Annotated in this window: 22 protein-coding genes; 13 read left to right on the top strand and 9 right to left on the bottom strand. The window is 68.2% G+C overall.

Annotation, left to right across the window (positions count from 1 at the left end; translation table 11 throughout):
- Positions 1 to 12 precede the first annotated feature (12 nt).
- Together Q5Z10_RS12705 and Q5Z10_RS12700 are read left to right on the top strand one after the other, a co-directional pair.
- On the top strand, positions 13 to 849 hold the full coding sequence (locus Q5Z10_RS12705; RefSeq protein WP_303635791.1) for an OmpA family protein: 837 nt from the start codon (positions 13 to 15) through the stop codon (positions 847 to 849).
- A 122-nt stretch (positions 850 to 971) separates the two neighbouring features.
- Complete coding sequence (locus Q5Z10_RS12700; RefSeq protein ID WP_303635790.1) at positions 972 to 1,262, top strand: DUF6959 family protein; 291 nt, start codon at positions 972 to 974, stop codon at positions 1,260 to 1,262.
- A gap of 23 nt (positions 1,263 to 1,285) precedes the next feature.
- Here the strand turns inward: Q5Z10_RS12700 and Q5Z10_RS12695 are convergent, their stop codons facing one another.
- Positions 1,286 to 2,113, bottom strand: coding sequence for a class I SAM-dependent methyltransferase (locus Q5Z10_RS12695; protein WP_303635789.1), 828 nt, complete (start codon positions 2,111 to 2,113; stop codon positions 1,286 to 1,288).
- A gap of 64 nt (positions 2,114 to 2,177) precedes the next feature.
- Between Q5Z10_RS12695 and Q5Z10_RS12690 the strand changes: the two genes are divergently transcribed.
- Positions 2,178 to 2,582 (top strand): MerR family transcriptional regulator, encoded by a 405-nt coding sequence (locus tag Q5Z10_RS12690; protein ID WP_303635788.1) that lies wholly within the window; start codon positions 2,178 to 2,180, stop codon positions 2,580 to 2,582.
- A 59-nt stretch (positions 2,583 to 2,641) separates the two neighbouring features.
- Here Q5Z10_RS12690 and Q5Z10_RS12685 read toward each other — a convergent pair whose 3' ends face one another.
- From Q5Z10_RS12685 to Q5Z10_RS12675, 3 genes are all read right to left on the bottom strand, one after another.
- On the bottom strand, positions 2,642 to 3,358 hold the full coding sequence (locus Q5Z10_RS12685) for an MgtC/SapB family protein (RefSeq protein ID WP_303635787.1): 717 nt from the start codon (positions 3,356 to 3,358) through the stop codon (positions 2,642 to 2,644).
- Positions 3,359 to 3,414: 56 nt separating this feature from the next.
- Positions 3,415 to 5,187 (bottom strand): chloride channel protein, encoded by a 1,773-nt coding sequence (locus Q5Z10_RS12680; RefSeq protein WP_303635786.1) that lies wholly within the window; start codon positions 5,185 to 5,187, stop codon positions 3,415 to 3,417.
- 63 nt (positions 5,188 to 5,250) lie between these two features.
- Positions 5,251 to 7,329: a TonB-dependent receptor family protein gene (locus Q5Z10_RS12675; RefSeq protein WP_303635785.1), complete on the bottom strand. Its 2,079-nt coding sequence runs from the start codon at positions 7,327 to 7,329 to the stop codon at positions 5,251 to 5,253.
- Between the two features lie 131 nt (positions 7,330 to 7,460).
- Here Q5Z10_RS12675 and Q5Z10_RS12670 point away from each other — a divergent pair, with 131 nt between their 5' ends.
- Positions 7,461 to 8,381, top strand: a complete 921-nt coding sequence (locus tag Q5Z10_RS12670; RefSeq protein WP_303635784.1) for a M14 family metallopeptidase — start codon at positions 7,461 to 7,463, stop codon at positions 8,379 to 8,381.
- A gap of 54 nt (positions 8,382 to 8,435) precedes the next feature.
- On the opposite strand, the gene Q5Z10_RS12665 is transcribed toward Q5Z10_RS12670, so the two are convergent.
- Complete coding sequence (locus Q5Z10_RS12665) at positions 8,436 to 9,287, bottom strand: LysR family transcriptional regulator (protein WP_303635783.1); 852 nt, start codon at positions 9,285 to 9,287, stop codon at positions 8,436 to 8,438.
- Positions 9,288 to 9,446: 159 nt separating this feature from the next.
- Here Q5Z10_RS12665 and Q5Z10_RS12660 point away from each other — a divergent pair, with 159 nt between their 5' ends.
- The 4 genes from Q5Z10_RS12660 (at position 9,447) to betT (ending at position 12,745) form a co-directional block, all read left to right on the top strand.
- Positions 9,447 to 9,800: an SMR family transporter gene (locus Q5Z10_RS12660; RefSeq protein WP_303635782.1), complete on the top strand. Its 354-nt coding sequence runs from the start codon at positions 9,447 to 9,449 to the stop codon at positions 9,798 to 9,800.
- Positions 9,800 to 10,120, top strand: coding sequence for a DMT family transporter (locus tag Q5Z10_RS12655; protein WP_303635781.1), 321 nt, complete (start codon positions 9,800 to 9,802; stop codon positions 10,118 to 10,120). The genes Q5Z10_RS12660 and Q5Z10_RS12655 overlap by 1 nt, the downstream gene beginning before the upstream one ends.
- 65 nt (positions 10,121 to 10,185) lie before the next feature.
- Positions 10,186 to 10,566 (top strand): VOC family protein, encoded by a 381-nt coding sequence (locus tag Q5Z10_RS12650; RefSeq protein ID WP_303635780.1) that lies wholly within the window; start codon positions 10,186 to 10,188, stop codon positions 10,564 to 10,566.
- Positions 10,567 to 10,765: 199 nt separating this feature from the next.
- Positions 10,766 to 12,745 carry a choline BCCT transporter BetT gene (betT, locus tag Q5Z10_RS12645; protein ID WP_303635779.1) on the top strand — a complete coding sequence of 660 codons (1,980 nt, stop codon included), beginning with the start codon at positions 10,766 to 10,768 and terminating at the stop codon, positions 12,743 to 12,745.
- 52 nt (positions 12,746 to 12,797) lie between these two features.
- Here the strand turns inward: betT and Q5Z10_RS12640 are convergent, their stop codons facing one another.
- Positions 12,798 to 13,775, bottom strand: coding sequence for a zinc-binding dehydrogenase (locus Q5Z10_RS12640; RefSeq protein WP_303635778.1), 978 nt, complete (start codon positions 13,773 to 13,775; stop codon positions 12,798 to 12,800).
- A gap of 432 nt (positions 13,776 to 14,207) precedes the next feature.
- Here Q5Z10_RS12640 and Q5Z10_RS12635 point away from each other — a divergent pair, with 432 nt between their 5' ends.
- From Q5Z10_RS12635 to Q5Z10_RS12620, 4 genes are all read left to right on the top strand, one after another.
- Positions 14,208 to 16,586: a ribonucleoside-diphosphate reductase subunit alpha gene (locus Q5Z10_RS12635; protein ID WP_303635777.1), complete on the top strand. Its 2,379-nt coding sequence runs from the start codon at positions 14,208 to 14,210 to the stop codon at positions 16,584 to 16,586.
- Positions 16,587 to 16,681: 95 nt separating this feature from the next.
- Entirely contained in the window at positions 16,682 to 17,722 is a 1,041-nt protein-coding gene (locus tag Q5Z10_RS12630; RefSeq protein WP_303635776.1) for a ribonucleotide-diphosphate reductase subunit beta, read from the top strand.
- Between the two features lie 25 nt (positions 17,723 to 17,747).
- A complete protein-coding gene (locus Q5Z10_RS12625; protein ID WP_303639183.1) occupies positions 17,748 to 18,215 on the top strand; it encodes a flavodoxin in 468 nt (155 codons plus the stop codon).
- Positions 18,187 to 18,513: a thioredoxin family protein gene (locus Q5Z10_RS12620; protein ID WP_303635775.1), complete on the top strand. Its 327-nt coding sequence runs from the start codon at positions 18,187 to 18,189 to the stop codon at positions 18,511 to 18,513. The genes Q5Z10_RS12625 and Q5Z10_RS12620 overlap by 29 nt, the downstream gene beginning before the upstream one ends.
- Positions 18,514 to 18,684: 171 nt before the next feature.
- Here the strand turns inward: Q5Z10_RS12620 and Q5Z10_RS12615 are convergent, their stop codons facing one another.
- The gene (locus tag Q5Z10_RS12615) at positions 18,685 to 20,016 is read right to left on the bottom strand and encodes an Nramp family divalent metal transporter (RefSeq protein ID WP_303635774.1); all 1,332 of its coding nucleotides are present in this window, start codon (positions 20,014 to 20,016) and stop codon (positions 18,685 to 18,687) included.
- A 115-nt stretch (positions 20,017 to 20,131) separates the two neighbouring features.
- Between Q5Z10_RS12615 and mntR the strand changes: the two genes are divergently transcribed.
- The gene (mntR, locus tag Q5Z10_RS12610) at positions 20,132 to 20,602 is read left to right on the top strand and encodes a manganese-binding transcriptional regulator MntR (protein WP_303635773.1); all 471 of its coding nucleotides are present in this window, start codon (positions 20,132 to 20,134) and stop codon (positions 20,600 to 20,602) included.
- 68 nt (positions 20,603 to 20,670) lie between these two features.
- Here mntR and Q5Z10_RS12605 read toward each other — a convergent pair whose 3' ends face one another.
- On the bottom strand, positions 20,671 to 21,231 hold the full coding sequence (locus tag Q5Z10_RS12605) for a thioredoxin-like domain-containing protein (protein ID WP_303635772.1): 561 nt from the start codon (positions 21,229 to 21,231) through the stop codon (positions 20,671 to 20,673).
- Entirely contained in the window at positions 21,221 to 23,380 is a 2,160-nt protein-coding gene (locus tag Q5Z10_RS12600; RefSeq protein WP_303635771.1) for a TonB-dependent receptor plug domain-containing protein, read from the bottom strand. The genes Q5Z10_RS12605 and Q5Z10_RS12600 overlap by 11 nt, the downstream gene beginning before the upstream one ends.
- Positions 23,381 to 23,440: the final 60 nt, after the last annotated feature.

Below are 23,440 nucleotides of genomic sequence, written 5' to 3'. Positions count from 1 at the left end.
AGGGGGAATGACATGAAACTGCATCGCATCGCCGACCGCGGCCGCTTCGTCGCCCTGCTGGGCCTGGTGCTGGGCGCAGGGCTGCTGGCGGCCTGCCGCAGCCACGCGCCGGCTGCCGAGGGCCCTGCCGCCGCCAGCGCGGTCGCCTTCCCCGACGCGGGCAAGGCGTCGCTGAAGGAGGGCATCTACCCGGACATCGCCGACCTGCGCCGGTTCGCGCCGGGCATGAGCAAGCGCCAGCTGTACAGCCTGCTGGGCACGCCGCACTTCAACGAAGGCATGTGGGGCGTGCGCGAATGGAACTACCTGTTCAACTTCCGCACCGCACAGGGCGCGGAGTACTTCACCTGCCAGTTCCAGGTGCGTTTCGACAGCAAGGGCATCGCCCAGGGCGGCTACTGGAAGCCCGAATCGTGTGCCGCCGTCCTCGATCCGCCGCGGCCGCCGGCACCGCCGCCGCCCGCGCCGCTGCCGGAGCAGCCGTTGCGGCTGGCCGCCGATGCGCTGTTCGGGTTCGACAGCGCAGTGCTCAGCGCGAGCGGGCAGCAGGCGGTGCAGGGCGTGCTGGCGCAGGTGCGCGAGGCCAGCCAGGTGCAGTCGATCCAGGTGGTCGGGTACACCGACCGCATCGGCAGTGCCGCCTACAACCAGACCCTGTCGCAGCGCCGCGCCGAAGCGGTGCGCATGGCACTGGTGCAGGGCGGTGTGCCGGCCGCCAGCATCAGCGCCGAGGGCCGCGGCGCGGCCGAGCCGCTGGTGCAGTGCGACCAGCGCAACCGCCGCGAACTGATTGCCTGCCTGGCACCCAACCGCCGGGTGCAGATCGCCGGTGTCGCCCAGCCCCGTTGATTCCGCCTGCCGGGCAGGTGCCCGGTGTCCCGAGTCCCCCCTGATCTGCCGGCAGGACGTGGAAACGTCTCCCCCGTTTTCCACGCCTGCCGGTAGGCCAGGTTTCTTCCATGGTGCACCTGATGAACGCCCAGTTCCTGCCCCTGTCCATGAAGACGGAAACCACTCTCAGCGTGTACGGCCAGCTCGGCAACCATGCGGTGGTACGCATCCCCGGCAGGCGCCTGCCGGGCCTGATCCTGCAGGCCGATACGGTGGCCGGCTTCCTCACCCAGCTGCAGGAGGCACAGGCCTGCCTGCGCAGCGGCCGCGCCCAGCGTGCCGACGCCGAACTGGACATGCTGGTGGACATGCTGCAGCAGTGGTACGCGCTGATCGAATCGCGCCTGGCCGACGCCGGCGAGGCGTTGTAGCGCGCCGGCGTGGACGGCGCGGCTCAGGCGCAGGCGCGCAGCAGCCAGCACGCCGCATCCACCCGCACCCGGTCGCCCTCGATGAAGGGTGCAAATGCCGCCAGCGCCTGTGCGTGCAGGGCATCGGCGCGGTCGGCCGGCAGACTGCGCAGGGCCAGGCCGATCGGCCCGAGCTGACGTACGTAGGCCGGCAGGTCGTCGCGGGCCAGCGAGCATGCCAGGTCCAGCGGCTGCACCTGCACGTCGCGCCAGCCGGCGTCCTGCAGCTGCCGGCGTACCTGCCCGGCATCGGCAAAGGCGAACTGCCCCGGTGCACCGGGTCGCCGCTCCGGCAGCGCCAGCTGGTCGCCCACGGTGCGCTCGGCGGTGGTCATGAAGGGGTTTTCCTCTGCGCCGCGCCAGGCGATGGCGCGCAGGCCGGCGCCGCTGCGGGCAGCACGGTGCAGGTTGGCGAACGCGCCCTGCGTATCGTCGAAGAACATCACGCCCAGCCGCGACTGCATCCAGTCGTAGCGTGCGCTGTCGAACCGATGGCGTTGGGCGTCGGCAACGATGAAGTCGATGTCCAGCCCGAGGCCGGCGGCACGCTGCCGGGCAAGCGCGAGCATCGGTGCGGAGATGTCCACGCCGGTGCAGCGCGCACCTGGCCGCGCCTGGGCCGCCGCCAGCACGCTGGCCCCGGTGCCGCAGCCGATATCCAGCAATTCGGTGACGGTCGCGGGCAGCTCGCTGCGCAGGGCGTCGGCCAGCGGCTGGAACAGGCCATCGAGCAGGGCCTGCTGGGCAACCCAGGTCTGGCCACCCGGGCCGTTCCAGAGCGTGTTCTGATCGAGTGGGGCAGGGGTGTGCATGGGCTTGCCTGGCGAAGGGACTGCGTCCATGGTGGCGCTTCAAGTCGACTTGAGGTCAAGCCCCGTGCGGGAACTGGATATCGGTGAAGTGGTCAAGCGCAGCGGGGTGCCGGCCTCGACCCTGCGCTATTACGAGCAACTGGGCCTGGTGCAGGTGCTGGGCCGTCGCGGTCTGCGCCGGCAGTACAGTGAACAGGTGCTGGAGCGGCTCGCGCTGATCGGGCTGGGGCAGTCGGCGGGGCTGTCGCTGCAGCAGATCGGCGCCTCGTTGCCGCAGCAGGGCCGGATCGTCCTGGACCGCGGCGCGCTGCTGGCGCAGGCCGAGGTGCTGCAGCAGCAGATCACCCGCCTGCAGCGGGTCCGCCGCCACCTCCAGCGTGCGGCGGCCTGCCCGCAGGCGCAGGACGCGCGCCGCTGCGGTTCATTCCGCAAGCTGCTGCGCACGCAGCAGCGCGTCAGCGGTGGCTGAAGGCGGAGCCATCCGCGCCGGGCGCCGGCCCACGGTTCCTCCGCTTGCCACGGCACCGGTCAATCGCGGGTGCTGATTTCCCAGGTGGCGTGCAGCACGCCGGGGACGTCTTCCATCCGCGCCAGCACCACGTCCAGTTCATCGGCGCTGACGGCGGTGCTGACCAGCACCGCGATCACATCGGTCGGGGCGTCGGCATGCTCCACCAGCTGGATGTCGCCCACCGGGTACTGCGCTGCTTCCAGCGCATCCACCAACCGCTCGCGCACGCGCGGGACCGCTTCGGCATCCACGCTCAGGCGCACTTCGTAGGTCGCCTCGGTGGCGGCCTCATTGATCGGGATACGGTTGATCGCATTCACCAGCGGCCGCAGCAGGGTGTTGCCGGCAATGATCAGGACCGTCAGCAGCACGCCCTCGGCCAGCATGTCCGCGCCGGTACAGCTGCCCACCGCCGCCGAGCACCAGAGCGTAGCGGCGGTGTTGAGCCCGCGCACGTTCATGCCTTCCTTCATGATCACACCGGCGCCGAGAAAGCCGACGCCGGACACCACGTAGGAGATCACCCGCACCGCTTCGGCACTGCCGGCGATGCGCATGCCCAGGTCGACGAAGGCGGCCGCGCCCACCGCCACCAGCACGTTGGTGCGCAGGCCGGCGGTGCGCTGCCGGTACTGGCGTTCGGCGCCGATCAGGGTGCCCAGCACGAAGGCGGCCAGCAGGCTGACCACGGTGTCGGCGAAGGGACCGGGCTGGAAGGTCTCGATGAAGCGCATGGCCGGAGTCTACTCCCACCAGGTGACAGGAGATCCACACCACGCGGGGACGGCGATCAGTCGGTGTCCTCGACCCGCTCGCCCATCAGTTCACGCTGGCGCTTGTCCAGTTCCTCGGCATAGCGCTTGCGCACGAACGCCTCCGATACCACCCCCAGCACCTGGCCGTCACCGGCCACCACGGCCAGCTCATCGGCCTGGGTCTGGTCGAAGCGCTGCATCACGCTGACCACGTCCGCGCCGGCGCAAAGCGCCACATCGCGGCTCTCGGCGAAGCTGCCGACCACGGCGTCGGGCTTCACCCCGTCGCCGAACAGGCGCGGGATCTGCACGATGCCAGCGTAGTGGCCTTCACTGTCGATCAGGATGACCCGGCTGCCGGAGCCGAGCGGGAAGCGCTGGCGGAACGCGGCGGCATCCAGGTCGGCCGGCGCGGTGGCCACGCCCTTGCGCATCATCCGCCCGGCACTGAGGTTGTGAACCCAGCCGACATCGCGTGCGCTGCGGATGGTTTCACCGCGCAGGTGCATGCGCCAGGTCGAGAACGAATAGCCGAACCACTGCCGCACCAGCGTGCTGGAGACCAGTACCGCGCTCATCACCACGCTGGTCAGCAGGAAGTCGTGGGTTCCTTCCAGCACCAGCATGGCCATGGTCATCGGCGCACCCACCACCGCGGCCGCCAGGGCCGCCATGCCCGCCAGCGCGGCCGAGGTGGCATCGACCACCGGCACCCCGGTGGCCATCGCCAGCAGCCCGGCGAACAGCGCGCCGACCAGGGTGCCCATGAACAGCGACGCGAAGAACAGCCCGCCACGGAAACCGAAGCCCAGCGATATGCCCGATGCCAGGCATTTGAGCGTGAGCAGGCCCCCGATCCAGATCAGCGGCAGGTGCGTGGTCAGGTCCAGGTGCAGCGCGCCATGGCCCGAGGACAGCACCTGCGGGCTGGCCAGTGCCAACGGAATCAGCAGCAGACCGCCCACCACCGGGCGCCCCCACAGCGGCAGCGGGCTGCGCTTGACCGTGCCTTCGATGGAGGCGATCAGGCGCATCACCCCGATCCCGACCATCGCGCAGCAACAGCCGAGCAGGCCGTAGATCGCGTAGTCGGCGGCGCGCACGTCGATGGTGGCCGCGGCCGGCAGCAGATAGGCTTCGACGCCGGCCTGGTCGGCGACGAAGGCGCCGGCCAGTGCGGCCACGGCCACCGGCGCCAGCGCGGCCGGCGTGTACGCGCCGATGACGATCTCGAAGGCGTAGAAGGCGCCGGCCAGAGGCGCGCCGAACGCAGCGGCGATGGCACCGGCAGCGCCGGCTCCGACCAGGATGCGCACATCGTTGCGACGCAGGCGCATCACCCGGCCCAGCTGCGAACCGCTGCCGGCACCCATCTGCGTATACGAGGCTTCCAGCCCGACCGATGCGCCGCAGCCGTTGGAGACCAGGGTCTGGGTCAGCACGATCAGGTTGTCGCGCATCGACATGCGGCCGCCATGCAGCGCGTTGGCTTCCACCGCATCCAGCAGCGGACGCTTCAGGCGGGAGGCGGCAAGGCTGACCAGGCCGACCAGCAGCCCGCCCAGCGGCAGTACCAGCAGCGCGGTCCAGGCCAGCGAGGGCAGGGAGCTCAGCCGCATGCCTTCGTCCAGGCCATACAGGGCGCGTTGCAGGCCGCGCGCCAGGCCGGCCTGCAGCAGGGTCAGGCCGCCCGCGATCAGGCCCACCACCAGGGCCAGCGCGATGAACCACAGGTCGCTGCCACGCAGGCGCAGGCGCAGGCCCTGGAAGGCCAGATGCAGGCGCGATGGCGAAACGGTGGGGGACATGGTGGCGGCATGATACGCCGCCACCGTGAGCGCTACCGTCACCGGATCAGGTGGCGGCGCGGATCAGAAGCGGTAGCGGCCCTGCACGTAGAACGTACGGGGTGCAGCCACCATGCGTCCGGCATTGCCGTCCACATTGCGGGTGTACCAGCGCTTGTCGGCCAGGTTGTTCACGCCCAGCGCGATCTCGCTGTCGCCCAGCCCCGGCACCTGCCAGGCCACCTGTGCATTCCACAGGCGCACGCCCGGCACGCGGCCCACGCGTGCATCGGCGCTTTCGTCCCAGGTGTTGGCGGCATCGGAGAACTGTCCGCTCTGGTGGGTGCTGGAGACGTTGAAGGTCCAGCCGGCCAGTGCGTAGCGGGCGCCGACGCTGTCGGTGTCACGCGCGTAGAACGGCACGTCCAGGCCGCGGTTGTCGCCGGACTGCTGGATCGCCTTGGTCCAGGTGTAGTTGGCGTACAGCTCCAGCCCGGCCAGTGCGCTGTCCTCGGCGAAGCGGTATTCCACGGCGCTTTCCACGCCCTTGTGGTCGGTGGCGCCGATGTTCTGGAAGGTCGGCGGAGTGATCCCCGGCACCTGCAGGATCTGGTTGTCGAAGCGCATCTTGAACACCGTCACTTCCGCGCGCAGGGCACCGTCCTGCCAGCGCGCACCCAGCTCGGTGGTCTTGGCCACTTCCGGGTTCAGCGGGTTGCTGGCCGTCTGCGAATTGAGCTGGATGTTCTGCACCGGCCCGAACGAGGTGGTGTAGTTGCCGAACACGGTCAGCTGCGGGGTCAGCAGGTAGGCGATGTTGATCGAGGGCAGCGCCTTGTCGTTGCGGCTGCTGAAGGTGGCCGCCGTACCGGCCTGGCGGCGGTCCATGTCGATCCATTCCATGCGCACGCCGGGGGTGATCCGCCACTGGCCGATCGCGATGCGGTCATCGATGTAGAAGGCATGCGCATCGGTGGCATTGTCGAAGCGGGTGGTGGCGCCGGCCGCGCCGGTGCGGCGGGTGACCGTATAGCTGCGATCGTTGCCGCGCTCGCGCAGGAAACGGTAGCCAGCGGTGATGTCGTGCACGCTGCTGCCCCAGTGCAGGCGCTGGGTGTAGCGCGGCTCGATGCCGAGCACCCGGTAGTCGCGCGGCTGCACGGTGATCTGCGTGCTGGCGGCATTGATCAGTGCGCTGGCCCGGGTGCTTTCGTTGTAATAGGCCTGCACCTCGAACTCGCTGTTGTCAGAGAGCGTGTTGGTATAGCCCAGGTCGATGCCGCTGCGATGGCCCTTCCAGAAATCGGTGGGGCGGGTGTTCTGGAACGGATCGGCCTGGTACTGCGCACGGGTCAGGCCGCCCGGGGTCAACGAGCGCACATCGTAGTAGGACAGCTTGGCGCGCAGTTCCTGCCGGTCATCGAGGGCGTAGGCGAATTTCAGCGCCAGGTCGTTGAAGCGGTCGTCGCTGCCCTGGCGCCAGCCGCGGCCATCCTGGCCGGAGTAGAGCAGGGCGGCACCCAGGCCGTTGTCGGCGGTGCCGCCGAGGAAGACGTTGTACTGGGTGCTGTCACCGCCACCGTGGTCGTAGGCGGTGTAGCGCGCGCCGACCTCGCCGTGCAGGCCGGCTTCGGTGGGGATGGCGCGGGTGCTGAAATTGATGATGCCGCCCACGTTCTGCGGCCCGTAGCGCACCGCGCCGCCGCCGCGCACCACGTCGATCGACTCGATGTTGGCCAGGCTGGCCGGCGCGAACGACAGCTGCGGTTGGCCGTAGGGGGCCACCGCCAGCGGCACGCCATCCAGCAGTACGGTCGAGCGCGGCGAGTAGCGCCCGGTCAGGCCGCGCACGCCGATGTTCAGCGAGACCGAGCTGCCGGCCGTGCCCGAGTTGTCGGTGACCTGCACGCCGGGAATGCGGCGCATCGCGTCGCCCAGGCTGGCCGCGCCGCTGGCCTCGATGCGCTGGCGATCGACCACGGTGCGCGCGCCGGCAAAGCGCTTGACGCTGTCATGCAGGCCGGTACCCAGCCAGCTGCCGGACACCTGGATGCTGTCGAGCGTGGTGGCGCTGTCCTGGGCGAAGGCGGCGGCGGGGCACAGACACAGGGCAAGTGCGGCGGCCAGCGGCAGGCGGGCCGGTTTCAGGGCGTAGATGGGCATCGAAGTCGGAAGTGGAAGGTCGTAAATGAGAATTATTGCTGATTCCATTTGCCAATGGAATGCACCTCCGGTTCATGCCGATGCCCCGGTGGTAAAGTTGGCGATTGCTTCCTGACTCGCTGAGATCCGCCATGTCCCAAGCCGCTTTCTACCCCGTCGGAACCCCTGGCCAGCCGTGGGGAGCGGCGGAACGGGAGGCGTGGCGTGGCCGCCAGCAGCGCCTGCGCCGCTACGACGAGGAGGTGCTGCCGCGCATCGAGGCGCTGGCCTCGCGCTTCGACAAGGTGGCCTATGGCCAGCTCGATTACGCCGGCGAAACCTACACCCTGTTCGCGCTGCGCAGCCGCGACTGGAACCCGGCGCTGCCCGCCGCGCTGGTCACCGGTGGCGTGCACGGCTATGAGACCAGCGGCGTGATGGGCGCGCTGGAGTTCCTCGAAAAGCACGCCGCCGACTATGCCGGCCAGGTCAACCTGCTGGTGGCGCCGTGCGTGAATCCGTGGGGGTTTGAGCGCATCAACCGCTGGAATTTCGATGCGATCGATCCGAACCGCAACTTCCGCGCCGACGGCCCGGCCCGCGAATCGACCGCGCTGATCGAGCTGATCGCACCGGTCAAGGGCCAGTTCGTGCTGCACATCGACCTGCACGAGACCACCGACAGCGACGAGAGCGAGTTCCGGCCGGCGCTGGCCGCGCGCGACGGCAAGCCGTTCGAGCCGGGGCTGATCCCCGATGGTTTCTATCTGGTCGACGACAGCGAGCATCCGCAGCCGGCCTTCCAGCAGGCAGTGATCGCCGCGGTGGAGAAGGTGACCCACATCGCCCCCGCCGACGACAAGGGCGAGATCATCGGTTCACCGGTGGTGGCCCACGGTGTGATCGAGTATCCGCTGGTGAAGCTGGGCCTGTGCGCGGGCATTACCGGTGCGAAGTACACCACCACCACCGAGGTCTACCCGGACAGTCCGCGCGCCACGCCACAGCAGTGCAATGACGCCCAGGCGGTGGCGGTGTGTTCGGCACTGGATTACGCGCTCGCCCATCGCTGACCGGGTGGGCGGCATCCCCTCCACGCCCTGCGTGGAGGGCGCGGTGACGGTGTGTCACCCCAACGCGTCGGCCCACCACAGCGCCGCCGGTCCCGGCGGCGTATCACGGCGCCACAACAGGTCGCTGTGGATGCGCCGCGGCCAGCCGGGCAGCACCAGTTCCACCAGCCGGCCCCGGTCGTAGCGCTGCACCAGCGCCCGCGGCAGTTCGGCCCAGCCGATGCCGTCCTCGGCCATCTCCATCACCATCAGGTAATCGCTGGCAGTCCAGGCCAGGCCGGTGACCACGCGTGCGTGATCGGTCTCGGCGCTCAGCCGCACCTGCCGATGCCGCGCCAGCTGCGCGGCGGTGCGACGGCCGGCGCTGGCCAGCGGATGTTCGCGCGCCACGTAGACCGCCAGTTCGCTGTGGTGGGCCAGTGGTCGGGCCACCAGTTCATCGGGATAGCGCGCCTGCCTGGGCAGCAGGCCCAGCCCGGCACGCCCCCTGCCAACCAGCTCCAGCACGTCCTCGCCTTCGGCATCCAGCCATTCCAGTTCGATCTCCGGGAACACCTCGACGAAGCGCTGCAGGATCCGCTGCGCCGGATCGAGCTGGTACACGTCGGAAAACACCACGGTGAGGCGCGGCTCGACCGGTGCGGCCAGGCGCACGCTCAGCTGCTGCAGGCGGGCATCGGCGGCAAGAATCTCCTGCGCATGGCCCAGTACCTGGCGGCCAGCCTCGGTCAGCTGCGGGTAGCGCCCGCTGCGGTCGAACAGGCGCACGCCCAGGTCGGCCTCCAGGTGGGCGATGGCGGTGCTGACCGTCGACTGGGTCTTGCGCAGGCGTCGCGCCGCCGCCGAGAACGAGCCCAGCGCCGCGGCTTCCACGAAGGCCTGCAGGGATTCAGGGGAGTAGGGCATTTATCCATCGCTCCTGTCGATGGAATCCATTTTGATACCACCGTAAAAGGCGATGATACTGGCTTCCGTCGCCCCCGTCTGCGGGGCGTTCCGGATCCTCCACGCACGGCGTGGATCTATGAAAAGGCGGCGCGGTCCCCGCCCTGCAAGGAGTTTCACATGTCCCGTACTGTTCCCGCCCGTGGCGCGCTGGTCGCCTGGGCCTGCCTGACCGTGGCGATCGTCGCCGAAGTGGTCGGCACCTCGTTCATGGCCCATGCCGCCCGCGATGGCGGCTGGACCGGTTACCTGATCATGGCCGGCGCGCTGGCGCTGTCCTACTTCTTCCTGGCGCAGTCGGTGCGCCGCATCGCCGTGGGCGTGGCCTACGCAGTGTGGGAAGGCCTGGGCCTGACCCTGCTGACCGTGGTCGGCATCACCGTCTTCGGTGAAAGCCTGTCGCTGCAGCAGCTGGCCGGCCTGGTGCTGGCGGTGGCCGGCATCGTCTGCGTCACCCTCGGGGAGGCGCACTGATGAATACCTTGGCATTGTTTTTCGTGATCTGTTCGGCCTTGATCGACGTCGCCGCCAACATGATGGTGGCCAAGTCGGAAGGTTTCCGCCGCTGGCGATGGGGCGTCGGCGCGATCATCCTGGTCTGGATCGCCTTCGCCCTGCTGGGCCAGGCGGTGCGTTACATGGATCTGGCCACGGCCTATGCGATGTGGGGTGCGATCGGCGTGATCGGTACCGCCACCTGCGGCCGCCTGTTGTTCGGCAACCGCCTGCGCCCGATCGGCTGGGTCGGCATCGGTCTGGTGACCGCTGCAGTGCTGCTGCTCAGCACCGCCTGAGCCGCGGCGATTGCAGATGCCGCTGCGCTGGCCGACACTCGGCCTTTCCGCAACGGAGTGCCCTCATGTTCAGTCATGTCACCGTCGGTTCGAACGATCTTGCCATTGCACGCCGCTTCTACGATGCCCTGTTCGTCGCCATCGGCGGGCGCCCGGGGATGACCGACGAAGACGGCAAGCTGGTCTACATCAAGGATGGGCGGATGTTCATCGTCACCCCGCCGATCGATGGCCAGGCGGCCTGCCATGCCAATGGCGGCACGATCGGATTCGCGCTGGACAGCCCGCAGGCCGTGCATGCCTGGCAGGAGGCTGGAACCGCGCACGGCGGTACTGCGGTGGAAGACCCGGCCGGGGTCCGCCACAAGGCCGGCCGCCAGCTGTACCTGGCGTACCTGCGCGATCCGGACGGCAACAAGCTGTGCGCGGTGCACGTGCTGGGCTGAGCGGCGGTACGGGTCCGGTGTGTCGTAACGGGACCGGAGTGAGCCGGCCGGCGCGCGCACCCGCACGGCTGCGGACGCGCGCGTAGCACGGAACGCCGGCCGATCAGGGCTGCGCGGTGCCTGCACTTCATGCTTTGTCCACTGCGGTTCATCCAGAATCGGTCGGCTTACCTTCTGATCGACCCGGAGATGGCTGCCCATGGAAGCACTGGAGCCTCAACATCAGCCGGTGCGCACCCTTCGGCCCGTCTTCGCCTTCGCGGCGATCATCGTCGTTGCGTTCGCACTGTTCGTCAGCCTGTTTCCCATCGGCGCCGGCCGCCTGCTGGTCACGGCGCAGGACTGGGCCGCGCTCAACGTGGGCTGGTATTACCTGCTGGCCATGACCCTGTACCTGGTGTTCGTGGTGGGCGTGGCGCTGTCCAAGTACGGCGGCATCAAGCTGGGTGCCGACCATGACGAGCCGGAGTTCAGCTACCTCTCCTGGGCCGGCATGCTGTTCGCCGCCGGTATCAGCATCACGCTGTTCTTCTTCTGTGTTTCCGAGCCGCTGACCCATTACCTGCAACCGCCACAGGGCGCGCCGGCCGCCGGCGAGGCCGGTGCGCGCCAGGCCATGCAGCTGCTGTTCCTGCACTGGGGCCTGCATGGCTGGGGCGTGTTCGCGCTGGCCGCGATGGCGATGGCCTACTTCGCCTACCGCCACAACCTGCCGCTGGCGCTGCGCTCGGCGCTGTACCCGCTGATCGGCAAGCGCATCAATGGACCGATCGGCTACACCGTGGACGCGCTGGGCATCGTCGCCACCGTGTTCGGCATCGGCGCGGACATGGGCTTTGGCGTGCTGCACCTCAACGCAGGCCTGTCGCACCTGTTCGACGTCCCGCATTCGAACTTCGTGCAGATCGTGCTGGTGGTCAGCATGATGGGCGCGGCGGTGGCCGTGGCGGTGTCCGGCGTGGAGAAGGGCGTGCGCTGGATGGCCAACATCAACATGCTGCTGGCCATCGCGCTGGTGCTGTTCATGCTCTGCGCCGGTCCCACCCAGTACCTGCTGAGCACGCTGATGCAGAACCTGGGCGACTACCTGGGCAGCGTGGTCGGCAAGAGTTTCGATGTCTATGCCTATGGCGGCCGCCCGGAATGGCTGGGCGGCTGGACGGTGTTCTACTGGGCCTGGTGGATCGGCTGGGCGCCGTTCGTCGGTCTGTTCATCGCGCGCATTTCGCGCGGCCGCACCATCCGCGAATTCGTGTTCGGCGTACTGCTGATCCCGCTCGGCTTCACCCTGGCCTGGCTGTCCATCTTCGGCAACAGCGCGCTGGACCAGGTACTGCACCATGGCCAGCAGCAGCTCGCGCAGCTGGCCGTGGATGACCCGCCCACGGTGCTGTACGCGCTGCTGGACGGCTATCCGTGGAGCAAGGTGGTGATCGCGGTGACCGTGCTGGTCAGCTTCATCTTCTTCGTCACCTCGGCCGATTCCGGTGCGGTGGTGCTGTCGACCTTGTCCTCGCACGGCGGCGCGCCGGAAGACGATGGCCCGCGGTGGCTGCGGGTGTTCTGGGGCGCGGTGATCGCGGTGCTGACCGCCGGCCTGCTGCTGGCCGGCAACATCGATGCGCTGAAATCGGCGGTGGTGCTTGCCTCGCTGCCGTTCTCGGCGGTACTGCTGCTGATGATGTGGGGCCTGACCCGGGCCTTCAGCGACGAATCGCACCGCAAGCGCGCGCAGCAGTACCGCCCGTCACCGCTGATCGGCGATGACCGCCACCACCAGGGCTGGCGCCAGCGGCTGAGCCAGGCCATGCACTTCCCGGTGCGCGACCAGGTCTACCGTTTCATGGACGACACGGTGAAGCCGGCGATGGAAGCGGTGGCCGAGCAGCTTCGCGGGCAGGGCTGGGAGGTGCATACGCGGTTCGATGCCGGTGACATGGAACTGTCGGTCAACCATGGCGAGCAGCAGGACTTCCAGTACCGGGTGATCCTCAGCGGCTACCTGACCCCGTCCTTCGCCGCCCAGCAGCTGCGCAACCAGCGCTATTACCGCGCCGAGGTGCACCTGTACGAAGGCAGCCAGGACTACGACCTGGTCGGCTACAGCCGCAAGCAGATCATCAACGACATCATCAGCCAGTACGAACGGCACCTGCAGTTCCTGCATCTGAGCCGGTGATGCGCGGGCGCCGGGCATGGCCCGGCGCTACCGTGGTGTCGATGGCGCTGCTTCAGACGCGCAGCAGCACCTTGCCGCCACGCCCCGGCTGCGCGCTGGCGGTCGCCGCGGCCTGGATATCGTCCAGCGCGAAGATGGCGTCCACCGGCAGGGTCAGTTCGCCGCTGGCGGCGCGCTGCAGCAGTTCGCCCACCAGCCGGCGCTTGTCTTCCACCGCCATCGCCTGGCTGACCTTGCTGCCCCAGAAGCCCTTCACCGTGGCTTCCTTGTAGATCAGGCCACCGGCAGGAATGCGCATCGGCTCGCCGCTCATCACCCCGAACGACACCAGGGTGCCGTGGTGGCCCAGCAGGTCGACCAGATCGGCGCTGGCGTCGCCGCCGATGGAGTCCACCGCCGCCGCGGCCTGCGCTTCGCCGGTGGCTTCGCGGACGCGGTCCTTCCAGCCGTCCACCGAGGTATCGAACACGTGGTCGATGCCCAGCGCCTGCAGCTGCGCCGCCGCCTTCGCATTGCGCACCAGGTTGGCCACGTTGACACCGCGAGCGCGTGCCAGCATCGCCAGTGACTTGCCCACCGCGCCATTGGCGGTGTTCTGCACGATCCACTGGCCGGTCTCCACCTTCAGGAACTCCAGCAGCATCAGCGCGCTCAGCGGCATCGCGATCAGCTGTGCGGCCATTTCGTCGGGGATCGCTTCCGGCATCGGAATCACCATGCGTGCCGGTGCGATGAACGCTTCGGCCCAGGTGCCGTGCACCGAGGCGGCGGCAACCCGCTGGCCGATCTGCAGGCCGTCGACACCGTCGCCGAGCGCATCGACCACGCCCAGTGCTTCACTGCCACCGATCGCCGGCAGCGTCGGCTTGTAGCCGTACAGGCCACGCACGGTCAGCAGGTCGTGGTTGTGGATCGACGCCAGCACGGTGCGGATGCGCACCTCGCCGGGGCCGGGCTCGGGCAGGGCGGCATCGGCAATGGCAAGGACGTCGGCCGGGTCGCCGAAGGAGGGGTACTGGGCAGCGCGCATGGGCGGTGTTCCGGGGAAAGTTGATGTTGTACCGAACTGGGGACGCAGGCGTTGTCGACAAGGCGGCGCAGGTGCAACACGGCATCCTGCGACCGATGGTCGCGACCTGTGCTGATTACCGCATCTTGTGTTGACGAGTCCGGATATCCCCACTATGTTGTGGCCGTCACTCCCGGTCAGCCGCCGCCGCCGGACATGCAGCAAACGTCCCGCGGCCCGCCCCTGAAGGCTTGCCGTGTCGACGCGGCCGCCATCGTGCGGACGCAGGTCGCCCCCACGGCCCGGATACCGGCCGCAGGCGCAGGCAGATGCCGACGACCTCCGTTCCCGTGCGCTGGCACATCCACCCGTTCGCCCCGTGCGCCGGTATCGCGTGCTGGGCCGCCATGGCATCGAACGCCACCCCGCGCGCGAGCCTGGAGCAGCACGACAATGACCGACAGTACCTTCCGCGTGGCCGATCTGGCCGGCGCCGGCGACGCCCTGCGCGTGGGCGGCGAGCAGGTGCCCACCTGGATCACCAAGGAGGCGGGCAACCGCCGCCTGCCATTCGACGCGCAGCGCCTGCAGCGCAGCATCGATGCCATCCATGCCGAACTGCCGCAGCTGGATGTGGCCGACTACCGCCGCGTGGTGCAGGCGATGGTCGAACGCAAACCGAGCATCAGTGCCGACGATCTGGTCGACCTGCTGATCCGCGAAGCGGAATCGCGCGTGGACCTGGTCGCACCCGACTGGGAACAGTTCGCCGCACGCCTGTACCTGCGACGGCTGTACAAGCGCGCCAGCCGCAACCGCTTCTACGATGTCAGCCTGAAGTACGGCTCCTACGTAGGCCTGCAGGAAAGCCTGGCCGACCGCGGCATCTACAGCAACGACATCCTGCGCTGCTATTCGAAGGAAGAGCTGCAGCGGGCCGGTGACATGATCGACCCCGATCGTGACCGCCTGTTCGCCTACAACGGCCTGTACCTGCTGGCCACCCGTTACCTGGCCAGCGACCGCAGCCGTGACGTCTATGAACTGCCGCAGGAGCGCTGGCTGACCATCGCGCTGTACCTGATGCAGGACGAGGGCGGACCTGGTGAAAGCGGGCGCGAGCGGCGCATGCAGCTTGTCGGCGAGGCGTACTGGGCGCTGTCCAACCTGTACATGACGGTGGCCACACCGACCCTGGCCAACGCCGGCAAGGTCGGTGGCCAGCTGTCCAGCTGCTTCATCGACACGGTGGACGACAGCCTGCAGGGGATCTACGACTCCAATACCGATATCGCGCGCGTGTCCAAGCACGGTGGCGGTGTCGGCGCCTACCTGGGCTATGTGCGCAGCAGCGGTGCGCCGATCCGCGGCGTACCCAATTCCTCCGGCGGCGTGGTGCCGTGGATCAAGCAGCTTAACAACACGGCCGTGTCGGTCGATCAGCTGGGCCAGCGCAAGGGCGCGGTGGCGGTGTACCTGGACGTCTGGCACCGCGACATCGAAGCGTTCATGGACCTGCGCCTGAACAACGGTGATCAGCGCCTGCGCGCGCACGATGTGTTCACCGCCATCTGCGTGCCGGACCTGTTCATGGAAGCCGTGGAGCGGCGCGCCGACTGGTACCTGTTCGATCCGCACGAAGTGAAGCAGGCCAAGGGCTGGTACCTGCAGGACTTCTACGACGAGTCCCGCGGTGCGGGCAGCTTCCGCGACCGCTATGCCGAACTGGTGGCCGACGAGCGCATCAGCCGCCGTACGGTGAAGGCGATCGACCTGTTCAAGCGGATCATGCTCAGCCAGCTGGAAACCGGCAACCCGTTCCTGTTCTACCGTGACGAAGTCAACCGGAAGAACCCGAACAAGCACGCGGGGATGGTCTATTCCAGCAACCTGTGCACCGAGATCCTGCAGAACATGAGCCCGACACGGATGATCCAGGAGATCGTCAGTGGCGACCAGATCGTCACCACGCGGCGCGCCGGCGACTTCGTGGTCTGCAACCTGTCCTCGATCAACCTCGGCCGTGCGATCAGCGCGCCGGACGACCTGCTGGCCACCGACGTGCTGGAGCGCCTGATCCCGATCCAGGTGCGGATGCTCGACAACGTCATCGACCTCAACGCATTGCCGGTACCGCAGGCCACCATCACCAACCGCAAGTACCGCGCGATCGGCCTGGGCACGTTCGGTTGGCACCACCTGCTGGCGCAGCAGGCCATCCAGTGGGAGTCACCCGAAGCCGAAGCGCTCTCCGACCGCCTGTTCGAACGCATCAACTTCCTGACCATCCAGGCCAGCGCGCAGCTGGCCAAGGAGAAGGGCAGCTACCCGATGTTCGTTGGCAGCGACTGGCACAACGGGCGCTACTTCCGTGACCGCGACTACCGCGGCGCCGCGTGGGACAGCCTGGCCCGCGAGGTCGCCACGCACGGCCTGCGCAATGGCTGGCTGCTGGCCGTCGCGCCGAACATGAGCACCGCGCAGATCGCCGGTTCCACCGCCTCCATCGACCCGATCTACAGCGCGTTCTACTACGAGGAAAAGAAGGACTTCCGCCGGCCGGTGGCGGCGCCGGGCCTGTCGCTGGAGACCTGGCCGTACTACGAGAAGGGCGCCTACAAGGTGGACCAGTTCGCCAGCGTGCGCCAGAACGCGCGTCGCCAGCGCCACGTGGACCAGTCGATCAGCTTCAACCTGTACGTGCCCAGCACCATCCGCGCCAGCACTCTGCTGGAGCTGCACCTGAGCGCCTGGCGCGAAGGCCTGAAGACCACCTACTACGTGCGCTCCAACGACATCGACATCAGCGAATGCGAGTGGTGTTCGAGCTGACCACCGGCAGCGCCGGGCCGGGCCCGGCGAGCGCACCGCGCGGCATACGCACCTTCCGCCGGGCACGGCCCGGCGCTACCCCTGCAGGCAGGACCATGGCAACCCCCCTCGACCGCATCAAGATCCTCGAACCGCGCCACCCCAACCGCAGCACCGGCATCATCAACGGCCGCACCAGCGGCATCCTGAACTGGAACGACATTCCGTACCCGTCGTTCTATCGGGCCTACAAGGAACTGTCGACCAACTTCTGGATTCCCGACGAGGTCGACATGAAGCTGGACGCCCGCCAGTACGGCGAGCTGTCCGGGCGCGAGAAGAACGCCTATGACTCGATCATCGGGCTGCTGGCGACGCTGGATTCGCCGCAGACCCGCTTCATCTACAACGTCGCCGAGTACATCACCGACCCGGCCGCGCATGCCAATGCGGCGATCATCGGCCAGCAGGAAGTGATCCACAACGAAAGCTACAGCTACGTGCTGGCCTCGATCACCGACCTGCCCAACCAGAACCGGGTATTCGAGCTGGCCCGCACCCATCCGACCATCATCAAGCGCAACGCACCGATCATGGGAGCGTATGACGACTTCATGCGCGAGAAGACTGCCGAAACCCTGCTCAGGTCGCTGATCCAGTCCTCGACCCTGGAAGGCATCAACTTCTATTCCGGCTTCGCCTACTTCTACAACCTGGTGCGGCAGAACCGCATGACCGGCACCGGCAAGATCATCAGCTTCATCAACCGCGACGAGCTGGCCCACACCAAGTTCATCAGCGAGGTGATCCGCGCCATCGTCGGCGAGAACCCGGAACTGCAGACCAACGAACTCACTGCCTATGTGCACGGTGCCTTCGAGCACGCCATCGAGCTGGAGACGCAGTGGTCGGCGGAGGTGCTGGACGGCATCGATGGCATCGACGTGGACGAGATGGTGCGTTACGTGAAGTACCGCGCCAACAAGATGGCCGGCATGCTCGGCATCGAGCGCCTGTACAGCGATACCACTGACAACGTGATGCCGTGGATCAAGGCCTACGCCGACAACTTCACCGAAACCAAGACCGACTTCTTCGAGATGCGCAATGCAAGTTACAAGAAGACCAACGTCGACAACGGCTTCGACGACCTCTGAGCACGGCCCCGCGCTCAGCATCCTGATCGTGGTCGCCTCGCTGAGCGGCAATACCCGCGAGCTGGCGCGGCACATCGCCGCGCGCTGCCGCGGCGCCGGCCATGCGGTGCACTGGCAGGAGGCCGACGACCTGCGCCAGGCGCCGCCGCTGGCGGCCGATGAGGCCGACCTGGTGCTGCTGGGCTGCTGGACCGACAACGCCGGCCGCACCCCGGCGGAAATGAAGGCGTGGGTGGCCGGCATCGCCGAACGCGGCGAGCGGCCGCGGCAGCTGGCGGTGTTCGGTACCGGCGAGACGCAGTGGGGGCAGGAATACTACTGCGGCGCCGTGCATCGGCTGCGGCGCTATTTCCGCAGCGACTACCCGCCACTGGAAATCGAACAGATGCCGCACGGCGAACGCCACGCCGCTGCCATCGATGCCTGGACCGACGCGGTCCTGGCCCATTACCGGAGCACGCACGATGCAGATCATCGACGCCACCACGCCTGAACAGTTCCAGCAGCTGCTGGCCGAACACCCACGGGTGCTGGTGGACTTCCACAAGGACCAGTGCCCCGGCTGCCGCATGCTGGAGATGTCGCTGCATCGCGTGGCCAACAGCCTGGCGGGGCAGGGCACCACGCTGCTGCGCGTACAGCTGGAAGTGGTGGGCGAGGCGTTCTTCAGGGAGCTGGGGTTGCGGCAGACGCCGACGCTGTCCTTGTTCCGTGACGGCGACGAACGTACGCGCCTGGCCGGGTTCCAGTCGCCGCAACAGATCGAGGCCGCGATCGCGTTGCATCTGTAAGGTTGGGATAACCAGGGTCGCATTGGTAGCGCCGGGCCATGCCCGGCGGCCTTTCGCGCCGCCTTTCATTTCCGTAGCGCCGGGCCATGCCCGGCGGCCTTTCGCGCGATGCGCGATGCGCGATGAATCGAGCAGGGCTCGACTCCACAACGGCGTCCCTGGCATGTCGCGCTATGCGCCGCTGAAGGTATCCACCAGCAGCTTCACGTTCAACACCACGATCACCAGCGCGATCACCCAGGCGATCGCGCCCAGCCAGCGCGGTGCCACCAGCGCGCCCATCGTCACCTTGTCGGTCACGATCCGCACCAGCGGGATGATCGCGAACGGCAGCTGCATCGACAGCACCACCTGGCTCAGGACCAGCAGCTTCACCGCGCCCTGGTCGCCGAACAGCATGATCACCACCACCACCGGAATGATCGCCAGTGCGCGGGTGATCAGCCGCCGCAGCCAGGGCGGCAGGCGCAGGCGCAGGAAGCCTTCCATCACGATCTGCCCGGCCAGCGTGGCGGTCACCGTGGAATTCAGCCCGGAGGCCAGCAGCGCGACCGCGAACAGCGTGGAGGCCAGGCCTACGCCGAGCATCGGCGCCAGCAGCTGGTGCGCCTGCTCGATGTCTTCCACATCGAAGCGGCCGTTGGCATGGAACACCGCCGCGGCCAGGATCAGGATGCTGGCGTTGATGAACAGCGCCAGGGTCAGGGCGATGGTGCTGTCGGTCACCGCCCAGCGCAGCGCGCTGCGGCGCCCCTGCTCGGTACGCGGGTAGGCGCGGGTCTGCACGATGGAGGAGTGCAGGTACAGGTTGTGGGGCATCACCGTGGCGCCGATGATACCGATGGCGATGTACAGCGCATGCGGGTCGGTGACCACCTGCGCGCGCGGAATGAAACCGCCGAGCACCGCCATCACCGGCGGCGCGGCGAGCGCGATCTGCACCAGGAAGCAGCCGAAGATCACCACCAGCAGTGCAATCACGAACGCTTCCAGGGCGCGGAAACCGCGGTTCATCAGCAGCAGCACCAGCAGGGTGTCCAGTGCGGTGATCACCGCGCCCCACAGCAGCGGCAGGTCGAACAGCAGTTTCAGGGCGATGGCGGTACCGATCACCTCGGCAAGATCGCAGGCGATGATCGCCGCCTCGCACAGTGCCCACAGCGCCAGATTGACCGGCTTCGGGTAGCGCGCGCGGCAGGCCTGGGCCAGGTCCATGCCGGTGGCGATGCCCAGCCGTGCCGACAGCGCCTGCAGGATCACCGCCATCAGGTTGGAAATGAGGATGACCGACAGCAGCAGGTAGCCGAAGCGGGAGCCGCCGGCAAGATCGGTGGCCCAGTTGCCCGGATCCATGTAGCCCACCGAGACCATGTAGCCCGGGCCGAGGAAGGCGAGCAGGCGGAACCCCCAGTGGCCCTTGTCGGGCACGGCGACCGAGGCGTTGAGCGCACCCAGGCTGGCCGCAGTGGAGGCCGTGGAGTCGGTCGATGCGACGGTGTTCATGGATTCAATATAGCCACTGCTATATCCGATAGCAATGTGAAACAATCGTCTTTATCGCGTCACTGGTCCAGAATTCAGGTTCACCCCCCGAATCAGCTGCAGGACAGACACCCGCGTGGGCAGTACGGACGATCCGACATCGCCAAAAGGCACCCCCCTGATCGAGGCCGAGCGCCAGGTCGAGAGTTTCCGCCAGGTGCGTGAAGCGCATCGGATGGAGCTGGTGGAGGACTATGTCGAGCTGATCTCCGACCTGCTGGCCGACGGCGGCGAGGCCCGCCAGGTCGACATCGCCACCCGCCTGGGCGTGGCCCAGCCTACGGTGGCGAAGATGCTGCGCCGGCTGGCCCGCGACGGCTGGGTGGTGCAGCGCCCGTACCGCGGCGTGTTCCTGACCCCGGAAGGCGAAGCGCTGGCGCATGCCAGCCGCCAGCGCCACCAGACCGTGGAGCGGTTCCTGCTGGCGTTGGGCGTGGACCCGGATACGGCACGGCGCGACGCGGAAGGCATCGAGCACCATGTGAGCGAACAGACGCTGGCGCTGTTCGAGGCGTTCGTGCGCAGGGCCGAGGGCGGGGCGCCGTAGCGGTAGCGCCGGGCCATGCCCGGCGGGCGTAATGTTGCGTCACGCATTTCGCCGGGCATGGCCCGACGCTACCGTGAAGGGATGTCGCCGTCGGCGCATCGCGCCTGTTGCTGCGCGCATGCCCGTTCCGTCCATGCCTTCAGCACCGGTTGCAGGCCTTCGTAGCGGTGACCCTGCCAGCCATTGGCCAGTACCCTGCCATCGGCATCGATCAGCACCAGGTTCGGCGGCGCCGGCCCGGCCAGCGCCTGCAGTGCCGGCATGCGCTGCGCCCGGCGTGGGTCCAGCACCGGCCACGGCATGTCCTGCAGCTGCATGTAGCGCCGCAGAGCGGCCTCGCTCTCATCCAGGCTGACGTACACCACCTCGGTATCGGCACCGGCCTGGCGCAGGGCGTCACGCACGCTGCGCAGGGTCGGCACGAAGGCATGGCACGGCCCGCACCAGTCGGCGCCGAAGTACAGCGCCACCAGCCTGGGTGGCGGCGACCACTGCACCGGCCGCAGCGAGCGCTGCTCGGGCCGCATCAGCGAGGCGGAGACTTGCGTGTGCAGGTCTGTCGCCATTGCCGGTGCGGCCAGCAGCACGGCACAGGCCAGCAGCAACGCGCGTAGTGGCTCAGAACGCATAGCGCAGGTTGACGTACCACGAGCGCGCGAAACGCGGCCCGTAGACGTAGTCGCTGTCACGCAGCGCGCCCACTTCCAGGTCTTTCTGGCGCTGGTCGAACACGTTCTTGACCCCTGCGGCCACCGACACTTCCTGCTGCGCCTGCGCGCCCAGGTGGCGGTGCCAGCGCGCGCCCAGGTCGGTGACCAGGAAGGCACGGGTACGGCGCAGTTCGCCCAGCCGGTTGTTCAGCACCGGCATCGGGCCGGTGTGGCGCAGCGCGACGAAGGTTTCCCATGGCTCGGTCGGCATCCAGCTGAGCTGGGCCACGCCGGTCCAGCGTGGCGTCTTCAGGTAGTCGCGGCTCTCGATGACGGTGTCACCGCCATCGCCGGTGTCGTCGAAGATGCGCTGCGGTTCGCGGAAACGCGAGCGGTACCACGAGGCGCCGGCGCTCAGGCGCCATTGCGGCGATGGCTGCCAGCCGAGGTTGGTTTCCATGCCCAGCACGTTCGAGCCCGAGGCGTTGTAGCGCAGCTGGCTGAGCCGGCCGTCGTCGCCGCGCTGGATCTCGCCCAGCGCGAAGGTATCGCGGATGCGGGCGTAGGAGGCCGTGGCATCCCAGCTCCACACCGGATTGGCCGGGTCCGAGCGCCAGTCGAAGCCGAACAGGGTGGTCAACGCGCGCTCTTCCTTCAGGCCGTCGGCATTGCGCACGCGCACCTGTTCGGCCCCCAACGTATCGACATGCACGTCCTCGACGAAGATCTCCGGTGCACGGAAGCCGGTGGCAACGCCCGCCCGCCACTTCAGCTTCGGCGTCGCCTGCCAGGCCAGCGCGACGCGCGGCGAGAACACCACGTTGTCCAGCTCCGAGCTCTTGTCCACGCGGGCACCCAGCACCAGGTCGACGTTGTCGTGCAGGCTCCACTCGTCCTGGATGAAGGCGCCCAGGTTGTGGAAGGTGGCGTCTTCGAGCACTGCCAGGCGCTGGCCGTCCCCGGCGCGGTTGTCGTCGCGCAGCGCCTCATGCTTGTACTGCACGCCGAAGGCCAGCGCGTGCGCACCCAACCGCCAGTTCAACTGGCTGTCGATGTAGCGCAGTGGGTTGTGGGTGCGGCCGTACTGGCGCCACGAACGCGAGGCCGCGCTGCCGGCCACGTCGGGGTCCAGCTGCGACGGGTCATAGCCGGGCGCGGACGGATCGGTGACCACGTCACCCAGGCCACCATAGAAACTGTCGCGGTCGATGTCGGCGAAGGCGTAGGCCAGGCGGAAATCGACGTCGGCATTGATTTCCTGGTCCCACGACACGCTGCCACGGCGGTATTTGGTATCCAGCGATTCGGCGATGTTGGCCAGGTATTCCGGCTGGTCCAGGCGGTTGCCACCGCGACGGGTTTCATCGGTCACCTGCAGGTCCAGGCGGAGGCGGGTGCCGGGGTTGGGTGCATACCAGGCCTGCAGCCCGCCGACCTTGAGGTTCTTGCGGGTGATCTCGCTGTAGCCATCGCCGTTGTAGTCGATGCCGCTGTTCCAGTTGCGCTGGGCGATCACCGACAGCCCGGCGTCGGCGTCCTTGGCCACCAGGTCGAGCCGCACGTCGGCATTCTTCTGCGGCGTGCCCTTCAGCACGTCCACGCCGGCCTGCACATGCCCGCCGCTGCGCGCCGGCAGCGGCGGAATCAGGTTGATCACACCGGCCACCGCACCCGGCCCGTACAGCGCCGAGCCGCCGCCCTTGACCACTTCGATGCGGTCGACGAAGCCGGCCGGTATCTGTTCCAGGCCATAGACGCTGCCCAGCGTCGACAGCAGCGGAATGCCGTCGAACAGCAGCTGGTTGTAGGCACCGGGCAGGCCCAGCAGCTGTACCTCGCTGGTGTTGCAGTTCTGGCAGTTGCTCTCCACGCGCAGGCCGTTGATCAGTTCGACTGCGCGCGAGAAGTCGGTGGCCGCGCGCAGCGCGATGTCTTCCTTGCGCAGCACTTCGGTGCGGATCGGGACATCGGACAACAGGCGTTCGCTGCGGGTGGCGGTACTGACCTTGACCTGCACCCGGTCCAGTTCGGTGGGCGAGGGCGGCGCGGCCACGGCCGGCAGCGGCAGCAGGGTGGCCAACGCGGTGGCCAGGGGAAGGCGGCGGAAGACGGGGATGGCAACGGGCATGACAACGGCGTCCTTGGAGGGAAGGCTGGCGAGGACGATCTGGCTGGGCCGTAGTAAAGC

Origin of the sequence: Stenotrophomonas sp. 704A1 (assembly GCF_030549525.1) — a bacterium.
Taxonomy (GTDB): Bacteria; Pseudomonadota; Gammaproteobacteria; order Xanthomonadales; family Xanthomonadaceae; genus Stenotrophomonas; species Stenotrophomonas tuberculopleuritidis.
The sequence above is the reverse complement of the archived record's forward strand: the minus strand, read 5'-3'. Positions and strand labels throughout refer to the sequence as shown.

What these genes read in the sequence shown, in the direction of transcription:
- Q5Z10_RS12705 (WP_303635791.1), top strand. Translation starts at nt 13, where the DNA reads ATGAAACTGCATCGCATCGCCGACCGCGGCCGCTTCGTCGCCCTGCTG.
- Q5Z10_RS12700 (WP_303635790.1), top strand. Translation starts at nt 972, where the DNA reads ATGAACGCCCAGTTCCTGCCCCTGTCCATGAAGACGGAAACCACTCTC.
- Q5Z10_RS12695 (WP_303635789.1), bottom strand. Translation starts at nt 2,113, where the DNA reads ATGCACACCCCTGCCCCACTCGATCAGAACACGCTCTGGAACGGCCCG.
- Q5Z10_RS12685 (WP_303635787.1), bottom strand. Translation starts at nt 3,358, where the DNA reads ATGCGCTTCATCGAGACCTTCCAGCCCGGTCCCTTCGCCGACACCGTG.
- Q5Z10_RS12680 (WP_303635786.1), bottom strand. Translation starts at nt 5,187, where the DNA reads ATGTCCCCCACCGTTTCGCCATCGCGCCTGCATCTGGCCTTCCAGGGC.
- Q5Z10_RS12675 (WP_303635785.1), bottom strand. Translation starts at nt 7,329, where the DNA reads ATGCCCATCTACGCCCTGAAACCGGCCCGCCTGCCGCTGGCCGCCGCA.
- Q5Z10_RS12670 (WP_303635784.1), top strand. Translation starts at nt 7,461, where the DNA reads ATGTCCCAAGCCGCTTTCTACCCCGTCGGAACCCCTGGCCAGCCGTGG.
- Q5Z10_RS12665 (WP_303635783.1), bottom strand. Translation starts at nt 9,287, where the DNA reads ATGCCCTACTCCCCTGAATCCCTGCAGGCCTTCGTGGAAGCCGCGGCG.
- Q5Z10_RS12660 (WP_303635782.1), top strand. Translation starts at nt 9,447, where the DNA reads ATGTCCCGTACTGTTCCCGCCCGTGGCGCGCTGGTCGCCTGGGCCTGC.
- Q5Z10_RS12655 (WP_303635781.1), top strand. Translation starts at nt 9,800, where the DNA reads ATGAATACCTTGGCATTGTTTTTCGTGATCTGTTCGGCCTTGATCGAC.
- Q5Z10_RS12650 (WP_303635780.1), top strand. Translation starts at nt 10,186, where the DNA reads ATGTTCAGTCATGTCACCGTCGGTTCGAACGATCTTGCCATTGCACGC.
- betT (WP_303635779.1), top strand. Translation starts at nt 10,766, where the DNA reads ATGGAAGCACTGGAGCCTCAACATCAGCCGGTGCGCACCCTTCGGCCC.
- Q5Z10_RS12640 (WP_303635778.1), bottom strand. Translation starts at nt 13,775, where the DNA reads ATGCGCGCTGCCCAGTACCCCTCCTTCGGCGACCCGGCCGACGTCCTT.
- Q5Z10_RS12635 (WP_303635777.1), top strand. Translation starts at nt 14,208, where the DNA reads ATGACCGACAGTACCTTCCGCGTGGCCGATCTGGCCGGCGCCGGCGAC.
- Q5Z10_RS12630 (WP_303635776.1), top strand. Translation starts at nt 16,682, where the DNA reads ATGGCAACCCCCCTCGACCGCATCAAGATCCTCGAACCGCGCCACCCC.
- Q5Z10_RS12620 (WP_303635775.1), top strand. Translation starts at nt 18,187, where the DNA reads ATGCAGATCATCGACGCCACCACGCCTGAACAGTTCCAGCAGCTGCTG.
- Q5Z10_RS12615 (WP_303635774.1), bottom strand. Translation starts at nt 20,016, where the DNA reads ATGAACACCGTCGCATCGACCGACTCCACGGCCTCCACTGCGGCCAGC.
- Q5Z10_RS12605 (WP_303635772.1), bottom strand. Translation starts at nt 21,231, where the DNA reads ATGCGTTCTGAGCCACTACGCGCGTTGCTGCTGGCCTGTGCCGTGCTG.
- Q5Z10_RS12600 (WP_303635771.1), bottom strand. Translation starts at nt 23,380, where the DNA reads ATGCCCGTTGCCATCCCCGTCTTCCGCCGCCTTCCCCTGGCCACCGCG.